Annotated in this window: 15 protein-coding genes; 6 read left to right on the top strand and 9 right to left on the bottom strand. The window is 63.0% G+C overall.

Annotated elements, in window-relative coordinates; all coding sequences use genetic code 11:
- Positions 1-400, bottom strand: a 400-nt coding sequence (locus Q8R81_RS06680; protein WP_305616647.1) for a CoA-transferase, incomplete at its 3' end; no start/stop codon positions are given.
- A complete protein-coding gene (locus Q8R81_RS06675; protein WP_305616646.1) occupies positions 400-1,122 on the bottom strand; it encodes a CoA transferase subunit A in 723 nt (240 codons plus the stop codon). The genes Q8R81_RS06675 and Q8R81_RS06680, both read right to left, overlap by 1 nt.
- A gap of 86 nt (positions 1,123-1,208) precedes the next feature.
- Here Q8R81_RS06675 and Q8R81_RS06670 point away from each other — a divergent pair, with 86 nt between their 5' ends.
- Positions 1,209-2,078: a LysR family transcriptional regulator gene (locus tag Q8R81_RS06670; protein ID WP_305616645.1), complete on the top strand. Its 870-nt coding sequence runs from the start codon at positions 1,209-1,211 to the stop codon at positions 2,076-2,078.
- Here Q8R81_RS06670 and Q8R81_RS06665 read toward each other — a convergent pair.
- The 4 genes from Q8R81_RS06665 to Q8R81_RS06650 all read right to left on the bottom strand — a co-directional run bounded on the left by Q8R81_RS06665 (position 2,071) and on the right by Q8R81_RS06650 (position 7,615).
- Positions 2,071-3,135 (bottom strand): hypothetical protein, encoded by a 1,065-nt coding sequence (locus Q8R81_RS06665; RefSeq protein ID WP_305616644.1) that lies wholly within the window; start codon positions 3,133-3,135, stop codon positions 2,071-2,073. The genes Q8R81_RS06670 and Q8R81_RS06665 overlap by 8 nt on opposite strands.
- Positions 3,135-4,700: a carboxylesterase/lipase family protein gene (locus tag Q8R81_RS06660; RefSeq protein ID WP_305616643.1), complete on the bottom strand. Its 1,566-nt coding sequence runs from the start codon at positions 4,698-4,700 to the stop codon at positions 3,135-3,137. Before Q8R81_RS06660 ends, Q8R81_RS06665 begins: the two co-directional genes overlap by 1 nt.
- On the bottom strand, positions 4,700-5,683 hold the full coding sequence (locus tag Q8R81_RS06655) for an alpha/beta hydrolase (RefSeq protein WP_305616642.1): 984 nt from the start codon (positions 5,681-5,683) through the stop codon (positions 4,700-4,702). The genes Q8R81_RS06660 and Q8R81_RS06655 overlap by 1 nt, the downstream gene beginning before the upstream one ends.
- Before the next feature lie 63 nt (positions 5,684-5,746).
- Positions 5,747-7,615, bottom strand: coding sequence for a bifunctional sugar phosphate isomerase/epimerase/4-hydroxyphenylpyruvate dioxygenase family protein (locus Q8R81_RS06650; protein ID WP_305616641.1), 1,869 nt, complete (start codon positions 7,613-7,615; stop codon positions 5,747-5,749).
- A gap of 121 nt (positions 7,616-7,736) precedes the next feature.
- On the opposite strand from Q8R81_RS06650, the gene Q8R81_RS06645 reads away from it, so the two are divergent.
- The 4 genes from Q8R81_RS06645 to Q8R81_RS06630 all read left to right on the top strand — a co-directional run bounded on the left by Q8R81_RS06645 (position 7,737) and on the right by Q8R81_RS06630 (position 13,788).
- Positions 7,737-8,546 carry a TetR/AcrR family transcriptional regulator gene (locus Q8R81_RS06645; protein ID WP_305616640.1) on the top strand — a complete coding sequence of 270 codons (810 nt, stop codon included), beginning with the start codon at positions 7,737-7,739 and terminating at the stop codon, positions 8,544-8,546.
- Between the two features lie 76 nt (positions 8,547-8,622).
- Positions 8,623-9,864 (top strand): MFS transporter, encoded by a 1,242-nt coding sequence (locus Q8R81_RS06640; protein WP_305616639.1) that lies wholly within the window; start codon positions 8,623-8,625, stop codon positions 9,862-9,864.
- A gap of 78 nt (positions 9,865-9,942) precedes the next feature.
- Positions 9,943-12,900 (top strand): TonB-dependent siderophore receptor, encoded by a 2,958-nt coding sequence (locus tag Q8R81_RS06635; protein ID WP_305616638.1) that lies wholly within the window; start codon positions 9,943-9,945, stop codon positions 12,898-12,900.
- Positions 12,901-12,960: 60 nt separating this feature from the next.
- Complete coding sequence (locus Q8R81_RS06630; RefSeq protein ID WP_305616637.1) at positions 12,961-13,788, top strand: shikimate dehydrogenase; 828 nt, start codon at positions 12,961-12,963, stop codon at positions 13,786-13,788.
- A 7-nt stretch (positions 13,789-13,795) separates the two neighbouring features.
- On the opposite strand, the gene paoC is transcribed toward Q8R81_RS06630, so the two are convergent.
- From paoC to paoA, 3 genes are read right to left on the bottom strand one after another with little or no spacing between them, the layout of a single operon-like run.
- Positions 13,796-15,997: an aldehyde oxidoreductase molybdenum-binding subunit PaoC gene (paoC, locus tag Q8R81_RS06625; protein WP_305616636.1), complete on the bottom strand. Its 2,202-nt coding sequence runs from the start codon at positions 15,995-15,997 to the stop codon at positions 13,796-13,798.
- 4 nt (positions 15,998-16,001) lie between these two features.
- On the bottom strand, positions 16,002-16,952 hold the full coding sequence (locus Q8R81_RS06620; RefSeq protein WP_305616635.1) for a xanthine dehydrogenase family protein subunit M: 951 nt from the start codon (positions 16,950-16,952) through the stop codon (positions 16,002-16,004).
- Positions 16,949-17,614: an aldehyde dehydrogenase iron-sulfur subunit PaoA gene (gene paoA, locus Q8R81_RS06615; RefSeq protein ID WP_305616634.1), complete on the bottom strand. Its 666-nt coding sequence runs from the start codon at positions 17,612-17,614 to the stop codon at positions 16,949-16,951. The genes Q8R81_RS06620 and paoA overlap by 4 nt, the downstream gene beginning before the upstream one ends.
- Before the next feature lie 330 nt (positions 17,615-17,944).
- Here paoA and Q8R81_RS06610 point away from each other — a divergent pair, with 330 nt between their 5' ends.
- On the top strand, positions 17,945-18,940 hold the full coding sequence (locus Q8R81_RS06610) for an aldo/keto reductase (RefSeq protein ID WP_305616633.1): 996 nt from the start codon (positions 17,945-17,947) through the stop codon (positions 18,938-18,940).
- Positions 18,941-18,954: the final 14 nt, after the last annotated feature.

The following is an 18,954-nucleotide window of genomic DNA, read 5'->3' as shown; positions in this document are numbered from 1 at the left end:
CTACAAGGTCCATCGCCCCGCCCATGCCCTTGATCATCTTGCCCGGAATCATCCAGTTGGCGATGTCGCCGTTTTCGGCCACTTCCATCGCGCCCAGCACGGTCAGATCGATCTTGCCGCCACGGATCATCGCAAAGCTTTGCGCGCTGTCGAAATAGGCTGAATGCGGCAACTCGCTGATCGTCTGCTTGCCCGCGTTGATCAGGTCTGCATCTTCATCGCCCGCAAAGGGAAATGGCCCGATGCCCAGCATGCCGTTTTCCGACTGCAGCGTCACCGTCATGCCCTCAGGCACGTGGTTGGCCACCAGCGTGGGGATGCCGATGCCAAGGTTGACGTAATACCCGTCCTGCAGTTCCTTTGCCGCGCGCGCGGCCATCTCGTCGCGGGTCCAAGGCATTATACGCTCTCCCTTTCGCGCACGGTGCGGAATTCGATCTGCTTGTCGTAGGGCGCGCCCACGAACAGGCGCTGGACATAGACGCCCGGCAGGTGGATCGCATCGGGATCGAGCGTGCCGGGTTCGACAATTTCTTCCACTTCCACCACGCACACCTTGCCGCACGTGGCGGCAGGCACGTTGAAATTGCGCGCGGTCTTGCGGAACACCACGTTGCCGGTGGTATCGGCCTTCCACGCCTTCACGATGGCCAGATCGGCAAAGATGCCCTGTTCAAGCACGTATTCGGTCGGTCCGTTCGGGCCGTCAAAGACCTTGCTCTCCTTGCCCTCGGCCACCAGCGTGCCAACGCCGGTCTTGGTGTAAAAGCCGGGAATGCCCGCGCCGCCCGCGCGCATCCGTTCGGCCAATGTGCCTTGGGGGCTGAACTCCACCTCCAGCTCACCGGCAAGGTACTGGCGCTCGAACTCCTTGTTTTCGCCCACATAGGACGAGATCATCTTGGCAATCTGGCGCGTGCGCAGCAGCTTGCCCAGCCCCTGATTGTCGATCCCGGCATTGTTGCTGGCCACGGTCAGCCCCTTGACGCCGCTTTCCACAATGGCATCGATCAACCGTTCGGGAATGCCGCAAAGGCCAAACCCGCCGCTGGCAATCAGCATCCCGTCTTTCAGCAAACCGTCCAGCGCCGTGCGGGCGTCGGGATAAAGCTTTCCAGTCATGATCTCTCCATCGTTGCTTCACTGATAGGGCTTGCGAGCAGTGCGATCCAATGATTAGTTCGATACTAAACCAATAAGAGATTCTTATGCATAAGCTGGCGATCTACCATCTTGAAACGCTGCTGTGGATTGCCCGGCTCGGCACGTTTCGCGCTGCTGCGGAACGGTTGCACACCACGCAGCCTGCCATTTCGGCGCGTGTGCGTGAAATTGAGGGCCAGCTTGGCCTTGCGATCTTCCGCCGTGAAGGGCGCGGCGTGGTGCTCACCGCGCGCGGACGCCAGCTGGTCCAGGATTGCGAACCGCTGCTGGCCGGATTGGAAAGCGCGTTGCTTGAGGCGGGAAATCACGCAGGCGCGGCGGGTGTGGTGCGGATTGCCGCCGGTGAGATTGCCACCGCAACCTGCCTTCCGCAGTTCGCCGGCTCAGTGCGCAAGGATCTGCCCGGCGTCACACTGCACATAGACCTCGATCTGACCGCGCGGATGCTGCAAAACCTGCTGTCAGGCACGCGCGACATTGCGTTTCTGGCAGGCCCGGTCGCCAGCCCGGGTTTGCGGACAGAGCCGATTGGCGAAGTGAAACTGGTGTGGCTGGCCAGCCCGGCGATTGCATCGGACCGGGGTTTGCACACGGGCATACCGATCTGGTCGGTCGGTGAACATTCGCCGATCCACCGCGTAACGTGCGAAAGCCTGCAGGCAGCGGGGTTGCCGGTGCGCGCCATCAACACCTGCAACAATGTCCAGACCATGCTTGGCATCGTTGCCAATGGCGCAGGCGCGGCGGTCTTTCCTGAAACGATGGCGCGGCGGCTTATGGACAGCGGCGATCTCGTCGAATGTCACACGCGGCCAAAGTCTCGGATACGCTTCGAAGTGGCTGTGCGGTCTAACGAAAGCGACCCCGTCGTCCTCGAACTGTTCCGCCGGGCTTCTGCACTTTCTGTTACCTAGGCAGCACCGCGATCCGGTTGGACTGAAATGACCCAAGCCACAGTTCACCGCCCATGATGGCGGCGGCAGACAGGCCGTTGAAAGCTGGCTGGGGCCGTCCATAGGCAAACGTGGATATGCGCCGCGCGGCAGGGTCAAGATCGCCCACCACCCAGCCGCGATGGCACAGCATCGGGTCGGCCACGCCGTTCACCACTTTGCGCAAGCCCCCGCAGGCCGGTTCGTCCAGCCGCATTCCGGCAAGCAGCAGGTGGCCCCCTGTCCAGTGGATATTGTCGGGCATGAAATCGGGTGCGTCGATCCGGGCCAATGGCTGGGCGGTATCTTCGCGGTCAAACAGCAGAACCGCATGCCATCCGAACGCCACGACATAGAACCGGCGCTGGTCAGGATCGACTTCAATGCCGTTGTTGCCGGGCAGTTCAGTGCCGGGAAGCAGGCTGAACCCGCGATCATTCGGGCCGCGTTGCCACACGCCGCCGGTCACGCGGCCCAGCATGAAATCGCCGATCGTGGTGCCGGGGCGGGTCAGCACCGTTGCCAGCACGGTCCCGTCGGCAAACTGCGCCACGCTGTTGGCAATCTGTCCGGCAGGCATCGGCATGCAGCCCCGCCAAAGCAGTGTTGGCGGCTTGCCGCGCCCGGTCGAAACGTCAAACGCCTCGATGGATTCGCGGCCCCCGTGGTTCACCACCAGCAGGCGATGCACGCCGGGCCGCAGGGGCCGAAGCGAAAGCCCGCGCGCGTTGAACAGCGCAGCATCGAGCGGGCCGGGGCAATCGGGAAAGGCCTTGGCATCGAACGCCACTTGCTCCGCGCTGCCGGTGTACCAGCGCTCAAACTTGCGCGTCTGCGTGTCGATCAGTTTCAGCCCTGCGCCCGGCGCAAAACCACTGGCAATCAGCCAGTTGGTTTCGGGCAGGGCAAGCAGATCTTCAGGCTTTTCTGCGCCGCAGACATAGGCCAGCTCGCTGTCTGCCGCGCAACTGGGGCTTTCTGCAGCAAGCGCGCCGGGAACCGCCACCACCGCGGCAAGGCAGGCGAGAAAGCGCCGCATCAGTCGCGCGGGCGGGCCGGGCCAGTGCGCGGTTGCGGGGCGCTTGCTTCCAGCAGCGCCATGTCGGCAATGTGCGGCCACGCGGTGACCGCAGGCTGCTCGCCCAGCCAGACAAGGCGCGGTTTTGCCGGATCGAACGCGGGCCATGCGCCCAACTTCGCGCTTTGCGGCGTGCCTGTGCGGACAAAGGCCAGCAAAGCGCCTGCCATCTCGCCTTCCAGCATATCGTCCACCGGCTCCCACACGCGGGTTTGGCGGAACAGGTTCAGCGCGGGCCGCGTTCGCAGCCAATAGGGCACGTCGCCGGTGTGATAGGCACCGACCGTCGCCGGATCATGGTCGCTGAACGTGATCCCCGGCGCATAGGGCTGACGGCGGGCGAACAGATAGGCGTAGGCGGGCTGAGTTCCGAACTTGCGCTGCGCTTGTGCCCACAGCGCCATCTGGCGACCGACGGTGGCATCGCGAGCGATATCTGCGGCGGCGCGGGCGGGTGCGTCCTTGCCATAGGCCGTCAGGATCGCGTCGGCATTTTCAGAAAAGCGTTCGCGGACAGCGGCTTCGAGCGCGGCCTTGTCCTGCACTGGCGGCAGGGGTCGGAAGCTTTCATCGCGGGTATAGCCGATCAGCACCGGCACATCGGACTGGGCGCGGTTGGCAAAAACCTCGTCCATCGTGCCGTTCAGCACATGGCCATCGCGCACCATCGCATCGCGGCGCGTCGTGGCAGCCGCAATGCGGTCCCCCGGCAGGCTGCGCATTTCGGCGATGGAAGCCGCGCCCAGTTCCTTCTGCAAGGCGCTGCCCTGCGCCTCGGACTGCGCCAGCGGCACCGGGCCGAGCATCCCGCCAAAGCCGCTCCCGCTCATCGCCACGGCCTTGTGGAACAAACCCTTGGCCAGCGGGCTGGCCTGCAACATGGCGACAGACATCGCCCCGGCAGACTGGCCCACAATCGTCACGTTCGCCGGATCACCGCCGAACTGCGCGATGTTCCGCTGCACCCATTTGAGCGCCGCGATCTGGTCCATCAGGCCATAGTTGCCCGAACCCTGATAGCCCGATTCCGCGCTCAATTCCGGGTGCGCCAGAAAGCCCAGCGCGCCGACGCGATAGGCGATGTTGACCCTGACCACCCCGTCGCGCGCCAGCGGCTCGCCCGAATAGTTGGCCATAGAGGCGGAGCCGATGTTGAACCCGCCGCCGAAAATCCACACCACCACCGGCGCCTTCGCAGCATTTTTCGGTGCCCAGACATTGAGATAGAGGCAATCCTCGCTCGACGCCTCGTTGCCGAAATAGTGGTTCTGCATCGACCCGCGCAGGGGCTGCAAACATTCGGGCGCAAAACGATCTGCGTTATAGGTGCCCTGCCACGGCGCAACCGGCTGCGGCGGTTTCCAGCGCAGATCGCGCAAGGGCGGCGCGGCGAACGGAACGCCAAGCCAAGCGGAAACGCCATTGGGAAGGTCGATCCCCTCGATCGCGCCGCCATCGACGGTCAGTGGTGCAGCGAGCGCCGGACTTGCCAGTGCCAGCGCGATTGCAGCTAGAAACCGCCGCATCACTTCTTCGCAACTCCCAGTTTTTCATGGAAGAAATCGAAAGTTGCGTTGATGGCTTTCAGCGACGCGGCACGGGTATCGCTTGGCGTCTTGCCGATGAAGCTATGATCGACGGCGGGAATGAAGATCGACTGCACCGGCACGCCTGCCGCTTTCAGCGCTGCCTCGCCCAAGTGCGATTGCGCGGCGGGGACGACCTTGTCCTCATCACCGTGTATCAGCAGGAAAGGCGGGTCTTTGGCGTCGATGTAAGCCACTGGACTCACGAGACGATTTTGGCCAGCGGTGCACGGTCCGGTGCAGCCGAGCAGCTTGGCTCCGGCGGAATTTCCATCGGGCGTCGCGTTCATTCCGGCGAAGTCGAACACACCATACCACGAGACAGCGGCCTGCACGCAGCCATCGGTGGCGGCGGCGGGATCAAGCTTGGTGTCCTTGCAGGTCAGCGCGGTCAGCGCCGTCAGGTGCCCCCCGGCCGAGCCGCCCCATACGCCAACACGCGCAGAATCAATGGCATAGCGGGTAGCATTGGCGCGCAGGAAGCGGATGGCGGCGTTGGAATCCTGCAGCTGCGCGGGAAATTGCGCTTCGGATGACAGGCGATATTCGAGGCTGGCGACGGTGAAGCCTTCCGCCGCTAAACTCGCCAAAACTTTGGGAAAATCGGCGAAGGCGCCCGAATGGCGGGTGTGCCCGCCGCGCCAGCCGCCGCCGTGGATATAGAGCACCAGCGGATGCGGGCCTTTGCCTGATGGCACGTAGATATCAACGACTTGCGGGCGATATCCGTCCACGGTTTGATAGACCACATCGCGCCACGCCTTGACCCCGCCGGGAAAGCTGACCGGCACTTGGGGGAAGCGGTCTTCGAGGACCGGCTTTTCGGCGGTGGGAAATGTGCGCTCCTTCGCGTTTGCCGGTTGGACGAACGCGGTGGCGAGAAGGGCAGCGAGCAATGCTGCGCCGGGGAGCTTTTGGGTCATCATTCTCTCCGTTCGGGTGTCTTCAAGTGCAGTTATGTGCATCTAGGTGCGTCTAGGTGTCGTTCAGGAATAGCTGATCGGATCGGGCTTGTGGTGGGCCTGCGCGGCAAGCCGGATAGGGGCGTTGGTTGCGCCATAACCGCTATATCCGCGCCGCTCGACCACTTCGAAGAACACGCGGCGGGCAAAAGCGCGGCTGTAGAATTGCAGATACTCGGCCTCGCCGTCCCGGTCATAAAGCAGATCAGCCGCCGCCATCCGGTCAACCAGATCCGGCTCCAGCCCCCAGCGGGCTTCCAGATCATCGTGATAGTTGCGCGGGATGGAAAGGCGGGGAAGCCCCTTGGCGGCGGCATCTTCCGCCACGGCGAAAGCGTCGTCCGTACTGAAAGCCAGATGCTGCACGCCTGCGCCGAAATAGTTCTGCACGAAGCGCGAGGTGAGCGATTGCGCGGCGAGTGATCCGTTGAGCGTGAAGCGCACCGATTTGTCCGCGCTTTCAACCGCCTGGCTTTGGACGAGGCCCATCGGATCGGCGATTTCAAGCTGCGGCGTTTTTGAAAGGTCGAACATGGCGACGTAGAACAGCAGCCAGCTGAGGAACTCCTCATACTGCATGGTCTGCGCAATGTGATCTACGGCGGTGAGCAGCGGGGCTTCCGGCACGGGTTCCAACGCATGGGGGAATTCATGCGCCCACATCGCATCGTGCGTGGCGGCATCGACGAAATAGAGCAGGCTGCCACCCACCCCGCGCACGCTGGGCACCGGCCATTCATCGGGCGCGACCGCCTGTTCAAAGCGGGGGACGCGCAGGAAATCGGCGCGGTCAAGGGCGGCGGGAACATCGGCGACGGCAAGGCCTATGGCGCAGACTGACGCGCCGTGGACGACATCGAAGGAATGGGCGAGGCCATCGGGTTCGCAATTGATGACGATGTTGATTGTGCCTTGCTGCCAGCGGGTTACGTCTTTCGAGCGATGGCGCGCGGTGGGGCGGAAGCCGAGTGGGCGGAGCATGTCGCCCAGCGCGTCTGCTTCTTCATGGCTGGCGGCAAATTCGATGAATTCGACGCCGAGCGGGGCGACTTTGGGCGGCAGGGTTGCGGCCTCTGCGCTGGGCTTGGCGATGCCGCCCTGCATCAGGCGTAGCGAGCGGTAGCCGTCCAATGCCACGCCATGCGCGGAGCCAGCGCGGAAGCGGTCGTTGAAAATTTCGAGGCTCCAGTACCCATCATAGCCGATGCGGCGAATGGCATCTGCCCAATCGTCGAGCGGGAAATCGCCTTGCCCTGGCATCGAGCGGAAATGGCGGCTCCATTGCAGCAGGTCCATATCGAGCACCGGCGCGTCGGCCACTTGCACGATGAACAGCTTTTCCGCGCGGATATCGCCGATGCTGGAAGAGGGAATCTTGCGCGAGAGCGAGTGGAAACTGTCCAGCACCAACCCGATGGCGGGATGATCGACGTCACGCACGATGCCCCAGGCATCGCGGTGATCATTGACGTGGCGGCCCCATGCCAGCGCTTCGTATCCGATGCGCAGGCCGCGCTTTGCTGCGCGCTCGCCCGCTTCGTGAAGGTCCGCGATGGTGCGGTTGCGGTCTGCATCGGCCAAGGGGGAGCAGGAAGAGCAGGCCAGCAGCAGATCGGTGCCGAGTTCCTGCATCACATCGAACTTGCGCTCCAACCGATCGAACATACGGGCGCGCTGGGGTTCGGGCAGGCCTTCGATATCGCGGAAGGGCTGGAACATGGTGCAGGCAAGGCCGAGGTCGGCCATCATCGCGGCAATTTCACGCGCGGAAAGGTGCGTGGAAAGCAGGTCGTTCTCGAAAATCTCTGCGCCGTCATAGCCTGCGGCGGCAATGGCCTGCAGTTTGGCATCGAGCGTGCCGCTGATCGAGACGGTGGCAATAGAGGTTTTCATGGGGATCAGGCTCTCCGTAACCCTGACTTTTGGATGGCCGACTCTCGGGCCGGTGTTGACAATGTAAATTGTTAGGGACTAGTTCGTTACATAAATGAAGCGGTGACGCAAGGGGAGGCTGGTGGCAAGTACGGTTGCAGAAGCGGTGGCAAAGGACCGGGGAAAACCCGAGTTCGGTGCTGTCGCGGGCAGACCGGGCCGCGAAATGGCGCTAAGCTGTGCGAAAGAGGCGCGCGTCATGCGCGAACCGTCCACCCTTTCGGAGGTCGCCGAGTTGCCAGAATCCGATACTGATGCAAAGCCGCCGCGCCGCAGCCGTGCCGAAAGCCGCGAACAGGCGATCAACCAGATCATCGACATTGCCACCAACGAGTTCGTGGAAAAAGGGCTGGCCGGCGCACGGATTGACGAGATTGCGGGCAAGGCGACCAAGCGCAAGATCTACTACTACTTCGAAGGCAAGGACGAGCTTTACCGCGCCGTTCTGGCGCGGGCTTATGCGCAAGTGCGTGAGAGCGAGGCGGAAGTTGACATTGAAAGCGGCAATGCGGCCGAGGCGCTGCGCCGCCTGATCGAGCATGACGTGCATTACCACGCGCGTCACCCCGAACTGGTGCGATTGGTGATGAACGAGAACATCCACCGCGCCGAACACCTGAAGCAGATCCCCACGCTGCCGCAGGGCAACCGCCGTGTGATCGAGATTCTGCAGGCGATCCTGTCGCGGGGAGAGGCCGAAGGGCTGTTCCGCGCCGGGATCGATCCGGTGGACCTGCACCTGAACCTGACCGCATTGAGTTTCTACAACGTATCCAACCAGTTCACCTTTGCGCACAATTTCGGCGTCGACATGACGAGCGACGAGGCGATTGCGCGGCGGGCACAGCAGGTTGGTGACATCATACTGGCCTGGGTGACGAAGAAGGACTGACCGCGCGGGGGCGTGATGCCTCTGTTTTCGCGCGGATCGGCCATGCGTCCCCCGAAGGCTTCTGAGGAGAGGACGAATGGCAATTCCCCCCGCCACTGGCGGCGACACACCTGTAGGCCCGTCGGCATGGACGCCCAAGGGGCTGGCCATCGTGGCGCTGTGCTTTGCCATCAACATGGCCGATGGCGTGGACGTGACGATCCTGTCGTTCATCGCGCCGCGCCTGCAAAGCGATTGGGGCATCGGGTCTGATGTGATGGGCAACCTGTTCAGCGCCGGGCTGATCGGCATGGCGATTGGCGGCATGTTCATTGCGCCGATGGCCGACCGGCTGGGGCGGCGCGCGGTGATTCTGGCGGCGCTGGTGCTGATGTCTGTCGGCATGTTTGCCAGCAGTTTTGCGCCAAGCGTGGGCGTGCTGTTTGCGATGCGCGTGCTGGTGGGATCGGGCATTGGCACGGTGCTGGCGGCGATGGCCGCGCTGGCGGCGGAGAGTGCGCCTGCGGACCGGCGCAATCTGGCGGTGGGGCTGGTGCAGGCGGGCTATCCGTTTGCGGCGGTGTTTACCGGTTTGATCGTGGCGCAATTGCTGCCGGTTTATGGGTGGCAGGCGATGCTGTTTGGTGCAGCGGTGCTGACGGTGGTGCTGTTTCCGGTGGCGATGATGGTGCTGCCCAAGGACCGCCCGGTGAGTGGTGGCGAGGCGGTGAAGGCCGGGAGCGTGGGCGAGTTGTTCCGGCCCGAACTGCGCGCACGCACGATGGCGCTTTGGAGCGCGGTGTTTTTCGGGCTGATGGTGCTCTATTTCATCGTCAGCTGGATTCCCAAGCTTTCCATCGCGGCGGGACTTTCGGAAACGAACGGTATCTATGCGGGCGCGCTGTACAATCTGGGTGCGTTCATCGGCACGATGTCGATGAGCTTCCTTGCGCTACGCGTGCCGTTGGGGCGGCTGGTGCCGACCATGCTGGTGCTGGCGGGCGTGGCGATGGTGGTGTTCGGATCGGTGACGATGCCGGTGTGGCTGACGCTGGGCGTGGCCTTTGCCATCGGTGTGCTGCTGCAGGGCGGATACAACGGCGTGTGGCCGATTGCGGCGGGCGCCTATCCAGCACAATTGCGCGCCACCGGCATCGGCTGGGCCATTGGCGTGGGCCGTGGCGGCGCGGTGATCGGGCCGATGCTGGGCGGTTACATGATGGCGGCGCAAGCACCGCTGGCCTTTCTGTTTCTTGCGTACTGCGTGCCGCTGGTGATCTGCGCGGTGGCGGCTTTCCTCGTTGAACGAAACAAAGTGTTACCAAACAGTCACAACTAAATTGACAGGAACTGGTTCGTAACATAAATGATCGATCCGTGAGGCAGCGACGTCAGCTGCCCGTGGAGGAGGATGACCATGACTTTGAGGGGCAATCGCCTGTCTGTTTCCGCGTCGCTGCTGTCGGTGACCATCGCGCTGGCCGCGCCTGCTTTTGCGCAAGGATCGCCGCAGGATAGCGCGCAGGAAGAATCCACCAGCGCACCAGTAGACGATAGCGAAATCATCGTGACGGGATCGTTGATCGCGCGTCCGAACAACACCGCCGTCAGCCCCATCGTCAGCCTTGGCGAATCGGCGCTGAAGGAAACGGGGCAGGCCAACCTGCAGGATGCGCTGAACCAGTTCCCCAGCTTTACCACGGCGGGCAATTCCAGCACCGGCGGGCAGGGCACCGGCGGCCGCGCTTCGGTGAACATGCATGGCCTTGGCACCAACCGCAATCTGGTGCTGCTGGACGGCAAGCGCCTGCCGCTGTCGGACATCAACGGCAACGTCGATATCAACATCCTGCCTGAATCGATCATGGGCGGCGTGGACATCATCACCGGCGGCGCATCGGCGATCTATGGATCGGACGCGATTTCAGGCGTGGTGAACTTCCGCACGCTGCGCAAGCTGGAAGGCGTGCGCATGGATGTGCAGAACGGCATCAGCAGCCGGGGCGATGCGCACCGGTTCAACGGTTCGCTGGCGTTCGGCAGCAGCTTTGGCGAAGGGCGCGGCAATGTGCTGGCGGCGTTCAGCTATTCCCAGCAGGATGCGGTCAACGGTTCTTCCCGTGACTTCTTCTATGACAAGACCCCATCGGGCTTCATCGGCAGCAGCGTGTTTGTGCCGAGCGCGCTGAACGCGCCGAATGCAGGCGTGGTGGCCGGGGTGTTTGCAGGCTATGGCAACACCACGTTGCCGGGCAATGTGCAGTTGCAGAACCTTGGGTTCAACAACGATGGCACGCTGTTCACGCAGACGGGCGCGGTCAACTATCGCGGGCCGCGTGACAGCAACGGCTATCTGATCGTTGGCAACAACGTGCGTATGCCGGTGGGCCAGCAGATCGACTTTTCGAACGGTCTGAAGCGCAAGAGCGCCTTTGTGAAGGCTGACTATGAAGTAACGCCGGGCATCACTGCCTATGGCCAGTTCCTCTACGTCGATCTTTCGGTGAAGACCGCATCGGGCGGCAGCCTGACGCAGTTCGGTTCGTTGACCACGATCCCGGTGACCAATCCGTTCATCCCGCAGGATCTGCGCACCATTCTGGCATCGCGGCCCAACCCCAACGCGCCGTTCACGTGGAGCGGCCGTTATGTGGGCGTGCCGTACAAGAACTGGGACGAGAAATACTCGGTCCAGCAGTACATGGCGGGCCTGAAGGGCGACATCACTTCGGGCTGGTCGTTCGATCTCTATGCTTCGTATGATCAATCGGTCCACGATCAGCAGCTGAACGATGCGGTGGTGAAAAGCCGCGTGCAGACGCTGCTCAATGCGGCCGATGGCGGACGTTCGCTGTGCAGCGGCGGGTTCAACATGTTTGGCGATGCCAATGCGCGGGGGCTTTCGCAGGCTTGCGTGGAATACATCACCAAGACGGCCTTCTCGCAGGAACGTCTGGCGCAGACGCAGGCGCAGTTGCAGGTCAACGGCAAGCTGTTTGATCTGGGTGCAGGCCCGGCGCAGATCGCGCTGGTGGCGGGGTATCGCAAGAACACCTACGGCTTCATTCCTGACAGCGACCTGCGTGCGCAGAACATCGAATCCGTGATTGCATCGCAGCCCGCTTCGGGCCGAATCTCGGTGAAGGAATTTGCGGCACAGATCGACATTCCGCTGATTTCCGACAAGCCGTTCATCCGCGAATTCGGCATTGGTGGCGCGATCCGTTATTCCGATTATTCGGTGACGGGCGGGGTCACCAGCTATGAAGCCGATGTGCGGTGGAAGCCGGCGGATGCACTGCTGTTCCGTGGCAGTTATCAGCGCGCGGTGCGTGCGCCCAACATCGGGGAGCTGTTCTCTCCGCAGCAGGGCACACAGCTGGTGATCGGCACGCCTCCGGGCGCGCTGGGCGATCCTTGCGACGTGCGTTCGACCGCGCGGACCGGGGCGAATGGCGCGCAGGTGGCGGCGCTCTGTGTGCGGCAGGGCATCCCGCAGGCGGCGATTTCAAGCTATACCTTCCCGACCACGGCCACCGGCCAGCTTGTTTCGGGCAACACCGGATTGACGCCCGAGCGAGCCGATACGTTCAACGTCGGCTTCGTACTCAACTCGCCGTTCCAGAGCGGGTTGCTGTCGGACTTCACGCTTTCGGTCGATTACTACAACATCTCGGTCAAGAACGTGATTTCGAACGTGCCGGGGCTGACGGTGCTGTCGAAGTGCTTCAACCTTGATGGGTCCAACCCGACTTATGACGCTGCCAACCAGTTCTGCGGACTGATGCAGCGTGACAATGCGGGGCAGCTGGTGACGGTGGCCACGCCGTTCCTCAACCTCGGCTCGGTCAAGACCGATGGCGTGGAAGCGCAGGCCAACTGGTCGGTGCCTTCGCCGATCATGCGCGGGGACAGCGGGCGGTTGTTCGTCAATGCCGCCGTGGGCTGGCTCAACAAGTATAGCCTGCAATTGCTGCCGGGTGCGCCGGTGCTGGATTATACCGGCATCAGCAACGGCGGTGCCGGCGTAAGCAGCCTTCCACCCCGCGCCACGCCCAAGTGGAAGTCGGTCACCAGCTTCGGCTACCGGTCTGACAATACGTCGCTGGGCATGCGCTGGCGTTACCAGAGCGGGATGAAGGACACGACTTCGGTCCTGACCCCTGCCACGGCCCAAGTGGGCGTGGGTGCTTATGCGCTGTGGGATATGTTTGGCACGGTGAAGGTCAACCAGACCATCGAATTCCGTGCGGGCGTGAACAACCTGTTTGATCGCGGGCTGCCGTTCATCGCCAGTTCGCAGAACGGGACCGATGTCGCGCTGTACGATCCCATCGGGCGTTCGTTCTATGTTGGCGCGCGCGTGAACTTCTGATCCACCCTAAGTCCCGGCACCTCACCGGTGCCGGGACGCTTTTTTTGTGCAAAGGCAATAATGATCCGCTCAGGCCTCCTTGGACGCTCCATCCTCGCATCGCGGTCACCCGAGTTGCATGAGAAGGAAGCGGCGGCGCAGGGTCTGGACCTGAGCTATGAACTGTTCGATTTCACAGACCGGGGCTGGCCGGACGAAGATCTGGCGGCGGTGATGGACAAACTGGTGGCCGAAGGGTTCAGCGGGTTCAACGTGACATATCCGTTCAAGCAGGCGGTAGTGCCGCTGCTGGACGAACTGGATGAAAGCGCGCTGGCAGTGGGCGCGGTCAATACCGTGGCCGTGCGTGCGGGGAGGCTGATCGGATACAACACCGACATGGCCGGATTTCGCGGGTCGTTCGGCGATGGGCTGCCCGGTGCCGCAACCGGGCGCGTGGTGCAGCTTGGCGCGGGCGGGGCAGGTGCTGCCGTTGCCAGCGCGCTGCTATCATTGGGTGTGGGCAGGCTGGACCTGATCGACGTGGACGCGGGCCGCGCATCGGGCCTTGCCGCAGACCTTGCGGGCCGCTTTCCGGGATGCGACATACGCAGCGGAACACTGGCCGATGTTGATACGGCAAACGCCGACGGCATCGTGAATGCTACGCCCATCGGCATGAACGGGAAACCCGGCATGCCTTTGGATGAGGCGCGCGTGCTGCCCCGTCACTGGGTGGCGGACGTCATCTATTTCCCGCCGGAAACCGAGCTTCTCCGGATCGCACGGGAGAAAGGCTGCGCCACGATGAATGGCGTGGGCATGGTCGTGGGACAAGCCGCAAGGGCGTTCGAGATCATCACCGGCTGCAAGGCCGACAGTGAGCGGATGGCGGCGACGCTGCTGTAGTCTTCCGTCAGCTGTAGCGGGGCAGCTTGTCGAGATATTTGTCGAGCGTAAGCGGGTATTCGCGCACGCGGATGCCGGTGGCGTTGTAGACCGCGTTGGCTACCGCCGCACCCGGACCGCAGATGCCCAGTTCGCCCACGCCCTTGGCCTTGAGCGGAGAGACGATGGCGTCGGTCGTATCGAGGAAGATCACATCCTGATGCGGAATGTCGGCGTGGACCGGCACTTCATATCCGGCGAGATCGTGGTTCACGAAGAAGCCAAAGCGCTTGTCCACCGCCAGATCCTCCATCAGTGCAGCGCCGACCGACATGACCATCGCACCGATCACCTGGCTGCGCGCCGACAGCGGATTGAGGATGCGCCCGGCATCGCAAACCGCAAGCATGCGCCGCACGCGGGTTTCGCCAGTATAGACGTTGACCGCAACTTCGCAGAAGTGCCCGGCATAAGTGCCGACTTCGTAATCGCTTTTGAACTTGCCGAAGGTCATTTCTCCTTCGGCTGACAAGGTGCCAGCGTCGGCCAGCGCAAAGGACTTTGCACCGGTGCGGATGCGGCCATTTTCGAAGGTCGCGTCCTCTCCATTGAAGCCGAGCTTCTGGCCGATGGCGCGCCGCAGGTTGAGGCAGGCGGCATAGACGCCCGCTGTTGAACTTGCCGCGCCCCATTGCCCGCCGGAACCTGCAGAAGCGGGGAAAGCGGAATCGCCCAGCGTGACGCGCACCTTTTCCAGGGGCAGGCCCATCGTTTCGGCGGCGGTCTGCGCGATGATGGTATACGTGCCGGTGCCGATGTCGGTCATGTCGGTTTCAACCACCATGCCGCCATCGCCGGTCAACCGCACCCGCGCGCCCGATGTGGCGGTCGGTCCGCCGCGATAGCCTGCGGCCACACCCATGCCGATCAGCCAGTTGCCTTCGCGCATCTTGCCGGGTTCTGCGCTGCGCCGCGACCAGCCAAATTTGTCTGCCCCTTCACGCAGGCAGCGGACCAGATTGCGGCTGGAGAACCGCATTTCCGGCGTAGCAGGCACGGTTTCCGGCTCGTTGCGGATGCGCAGTTCAATGGGGTCCATGCCCAGCGCCTCGGCCAGTTCGTCCATCGCCACTTCCAGCGCCAGGTGGCCCGAAGCTTCGCCCGGCGCGCGCATGGCGTTGCCTTCGGGCAGATCCAGCGTGGCGATATAGTTGGCGGTCAGGCGATTGGCCCCGGCATAGAGCTTTGGCGTTTGCAGCGTGCCATTTTCGCCATCCTCACCGCCCAGATTGCCGGACCAGTTTTCGTGCGCGATAGCGGTGATGCGCCCGTCCTGCTCTGCTCCGATCCGGACCCGCTGGATGGTGGCGTGGCGGTGCGTTGCATTATTGATCATCAACGGGCGCTGCATGGCGATCTTGACCGGCCTGCCCACGGCCTTGGCCGCCAGCGCGGCAACCACGGCATCGGCGCGGATGAACAGCTTTCCGCCAAACCCGCCGCCGACATAGGGCGAATCCACGCGGACGTTCTCGGCTGCGATGCCAAGGATCGTGCCCAACGATTTCTTGGCCCAGGCGATCATCTGGTTCGATGTCCAGACCGTCAGCTTTTCACCCTCCCACGCGGCGATGGTGGCGAATGGCTCCATCATCGCGTGGCTTTCGTCCGGCGTATGGTAGCGCGCGTCGATCTTGACCGGCGCGGCGGCAAACGCCTTGTCGAAATCACCCAACGTGGCCCGGTCGGGCTTGCCGCCATCGCCCTTGGCAAGGGGGGCATCGGGCGCGGCGCGGGCAAGATCGAACGCGCCGGGTGCCCGGTCATAACGCGTGAGGATCAGCGCTGCGGCAGAGCGGGCCTGTTCGAATGTTTCAGCAATCACGCAGGCAATGGCTTGATGGTAATGCGCAACTTGTGCCCCGCCAAACAGGGGCGCGTTGTTCTGCATGCCGGGCGGGAGCGGTTTGGCATGATCGAGCGTGGAAATCACGCCAACCACGCCGGGAGCCTTGCGCGCGGCGGCTGTGTCCATCGACACGATGCGGCCTTTGGCAATGGCTGCGCCGACGATGTAGCCATAGACCTGTCCTGCGACGACATCGTGCCGTTCATAGGCATAAGGAGCCTTGCCGGTGGTTTTGAGCGGACCATCGATGCGCGGCGTGGATTTGCCGACGATCTTGGCTTTGTCGAACAGGTTTTCACCTGCCGGTGCGTTGAATTCCATAGTCTTACCCCTTGGCCTGATCGATGACGGCGGCGAGTGTCCGCTCTGCCAGCATGATCTTGAAGGCATTGTCCGGTGTGGGCTTGGCATCGGCAAAGGCCCGGTCGGCCACTGCCTTTGCGCCTTGTGGCAACGCCGCTTCGGCGGCTTCGACACGCCACGGTTTGGCCGCTACGCCGCCGAACGCCACGCGGCCCGTGCCATCGGGGCGCAAGACGGCGGCGACGGATACCAGCGCGAAGGCATACGATGCGCGGTCACGGACCTTGTAGTAGATATGTGTGCCGCCGATGGGGGCGGGCAGGGTGACTGCGGTGATCAGTTCGCCCTGTTCCAGCGCATTGTCCCGTTCAGGCGTGGTGCCCGGCAGGCGGTGGAAATCGGCCAAGGGGATGGTCCTGACTTTGCCATCGGGCAGCACGGTTTCAACCGTGGCATCAAGCACGCGCAGGGCAACAGCCATGTCTCCGGGATAGGTGGCGATGCATTTGTCCGATGTGCCGACCACCGCAAGCTGACGGGAAAACCCATCGATGGCCGCGCAGCCGGACCCCGGCTTGCGTTTGTTGCACGGTTGGTTGGTGTCATAGAAATAGGGGCAGCGGGTGCGTTGCAGCAGGTTGCCGGCGGTCGTCGCCTTGTTGCGCAACTGGCCGCTGGCGCCGGCCACGATGGCGCGGGTCAGCACGCCGTAATCACGCCGCACCGTTTCGTCAGACGCCAGCGCCGTGTTGCTGACCAGCGCGCCGATGCGCAGCCCGCCCTGATCGGTCTTTTCGATCCGGTCCAGCTTCAGATCCTGCACATCGACCAGATGGCTTGGCGTTTCGATCTCAAGCTTCATCAGATCGAGCAGATTGGTGCCGCCTGCCAGAAATCTCGCTCCGGGCTTGCTGGCGACAATCGATGCCGCTTGGGCGGGCGATGTTGCCCGTTCATAGCTGAAGGCCTTCACGCGCTTGCCTCCTGCACTTCTGTCATGGCGTCGACGATGTTCGAGTACGCTCCGCATCGGCAGATATTGCCGCTCATCCGTTCGCGCACTTCGGCAGCGCTGAAGGCGGCGCGCGCGGTGATGTCTGCCTGCGCGTGGCTGGGAACGCCACGGCGGATTTCTTCCAGCACGGCAACAGCCGAACAGACCTGCCCGGGCGTGCAATATCCGCACTGGTAGCCATCATGCTTGATGAAGGCGGCCTGCATCGGGTGGAGTTTTTCGGGCGTACCGATACCTTCGATGGTGGTGATGCTGTCCCCCTGATGCTGGACCGCAAGACTGAGGCAGCTGTTGATCCGCTGCCCATTGACGATCACCGTGCAGGCCCCGCACTGGCCATGATCGCAGCCCTTCTTGGTGCCGGTAAGCTTCAGGTGTTCCCGCAGCGCGTCGAGCAGGGTGGTGCGGGTATCGAGCGCGAGTTCGGCGGGCTTGCCGTTGACCGAGAATGCCACGTTCATCATCGGTGGGGATGCTGCCGCTGTTGGTGCAGGCGCCGGGAATTGGGCGTTTGCGTCTGCCGACATGGCGGTAAGCGCAACAGACGCCGCGCCCGAGGCCAGAACGCTTCGTCTGGAAATGTGCAGTTCAGGCATCACGCCTGCTGATGGATTATTCATAGACCGACTTCCCTTTGCCATCCGTATGGCACTGCACCTGACAACTGGATGAGAAGCTGGGCGGGTGAAGCCATTCGGGCGTTTCGGCGCGCAATTCGCTGTTCCGGCCAGCGCATCTCAACGCTTCAAGCACCACAACGCGCGAACTTCGACCTCGTTTCATGCAGGATGTGGGATAGGGTGATGTTTGCGCTGCATGAGTGACAATCGCGATCGGCATGCCGATGATTAATGACTTGCATGCATAACCACATGCCACTTTGCTGATCTAATCGAGCGAGCCATTCGCGCGTATCACGGTGCTCACATCCCAATTTGCAGGAAAATGGCATGAAGCAGCGTACCCTTGGCACTAGCGGCCTGATCGTATCGGAGATTGGCTTTGGCTGCATGGGCCTGAATTTCGGCTATGCCAAAAAGCTTGATCGGCCCAATGCGCTGGCGATGATCCGCGCCGCTTTTGATCGCGGTGTTACCTTGTTTGACACAGCTGAGGTCTATGGTCCGTTCACCAACGAGGAGCTGGTGGGCGAAGCGCTGCGCCCGGTGCGCGATCAGGTGGTGATTGCCACCAAATTCGGCTTTCGCATCGATCCCGCCACTGGCGGGATGGGTGGGCTGGACAGCCGGCCTGAGAACATCAAAGCCGTTGCCGAAGCATCGCTCAAGCGGCTTGGCGTTGACGTGATTGACCTGTTCTACCAGCACCGCGTTGATCCGGCGGTGCCGATTGAGGATGTGGCAGGCGCAGTGCGCGATCTGATTTCCGAAGGCAAAGTGCGGCATTTCGGCTTGTCGGAACCGGGGGCAGAGACAGTCCGCAAGGCCCATGCGGTGCAGCCGGTGTCGGCGCTTCAGAACGAATATTCGCTGTGGACGCGCGGCCCGGAAAGCAACGGAATTCTGGACGCTTGTGAAGAGCTGGGCATCGGATTTGTGCCATACAGCCCGCTCGGCAAGGGGTTTCTGACCGGGGCGCTGTCTTCGTCAACCCACCTTGCCGACAGCGATTTCCGCAAGCACCTTCCGCGCTTTACGCCCGACGCGATGGCGAATAATCAGGCGTTGGTCGAGCTGCTGCGCGCCATTGGTGACGAGCGTGGCGCAACGCCTGCACAAGTGGCGCTGGCGTGGCTGCTGGCGCAACGCCCGTGGATTGTGCCAATTCCCGGCACCACGCGCATTGACCGGTTGGAAGAGAACCTTGGCGGTGCCAATGTGGCGCTTTCGGCGGCAGACCTTGCGCGGATTACCGCTGCGGCCGATGCCATCGTGATCGAAGGCGAACGTTACCCGCCTGCGCTGCTGGCCGCCACCGGCCGCTGAAGTGGTGGATTGAT

Origin of the sequence: Novosphingobium sp. (assembly GCF_030696665.1) — a bacterium.
In the GTDB taxonomy this organism is placed as follows: Bacteria; Pseudomonadota; Alphaproteobacteria; order Sphingomonadales; family Sphingomonadaceae; genus Novosphingobium.
The sequence above is the reverse complement of the archived record's forward strand: the minus strand, read 5'-3'. Positions and strand labels throughout refer to the sequence as shown.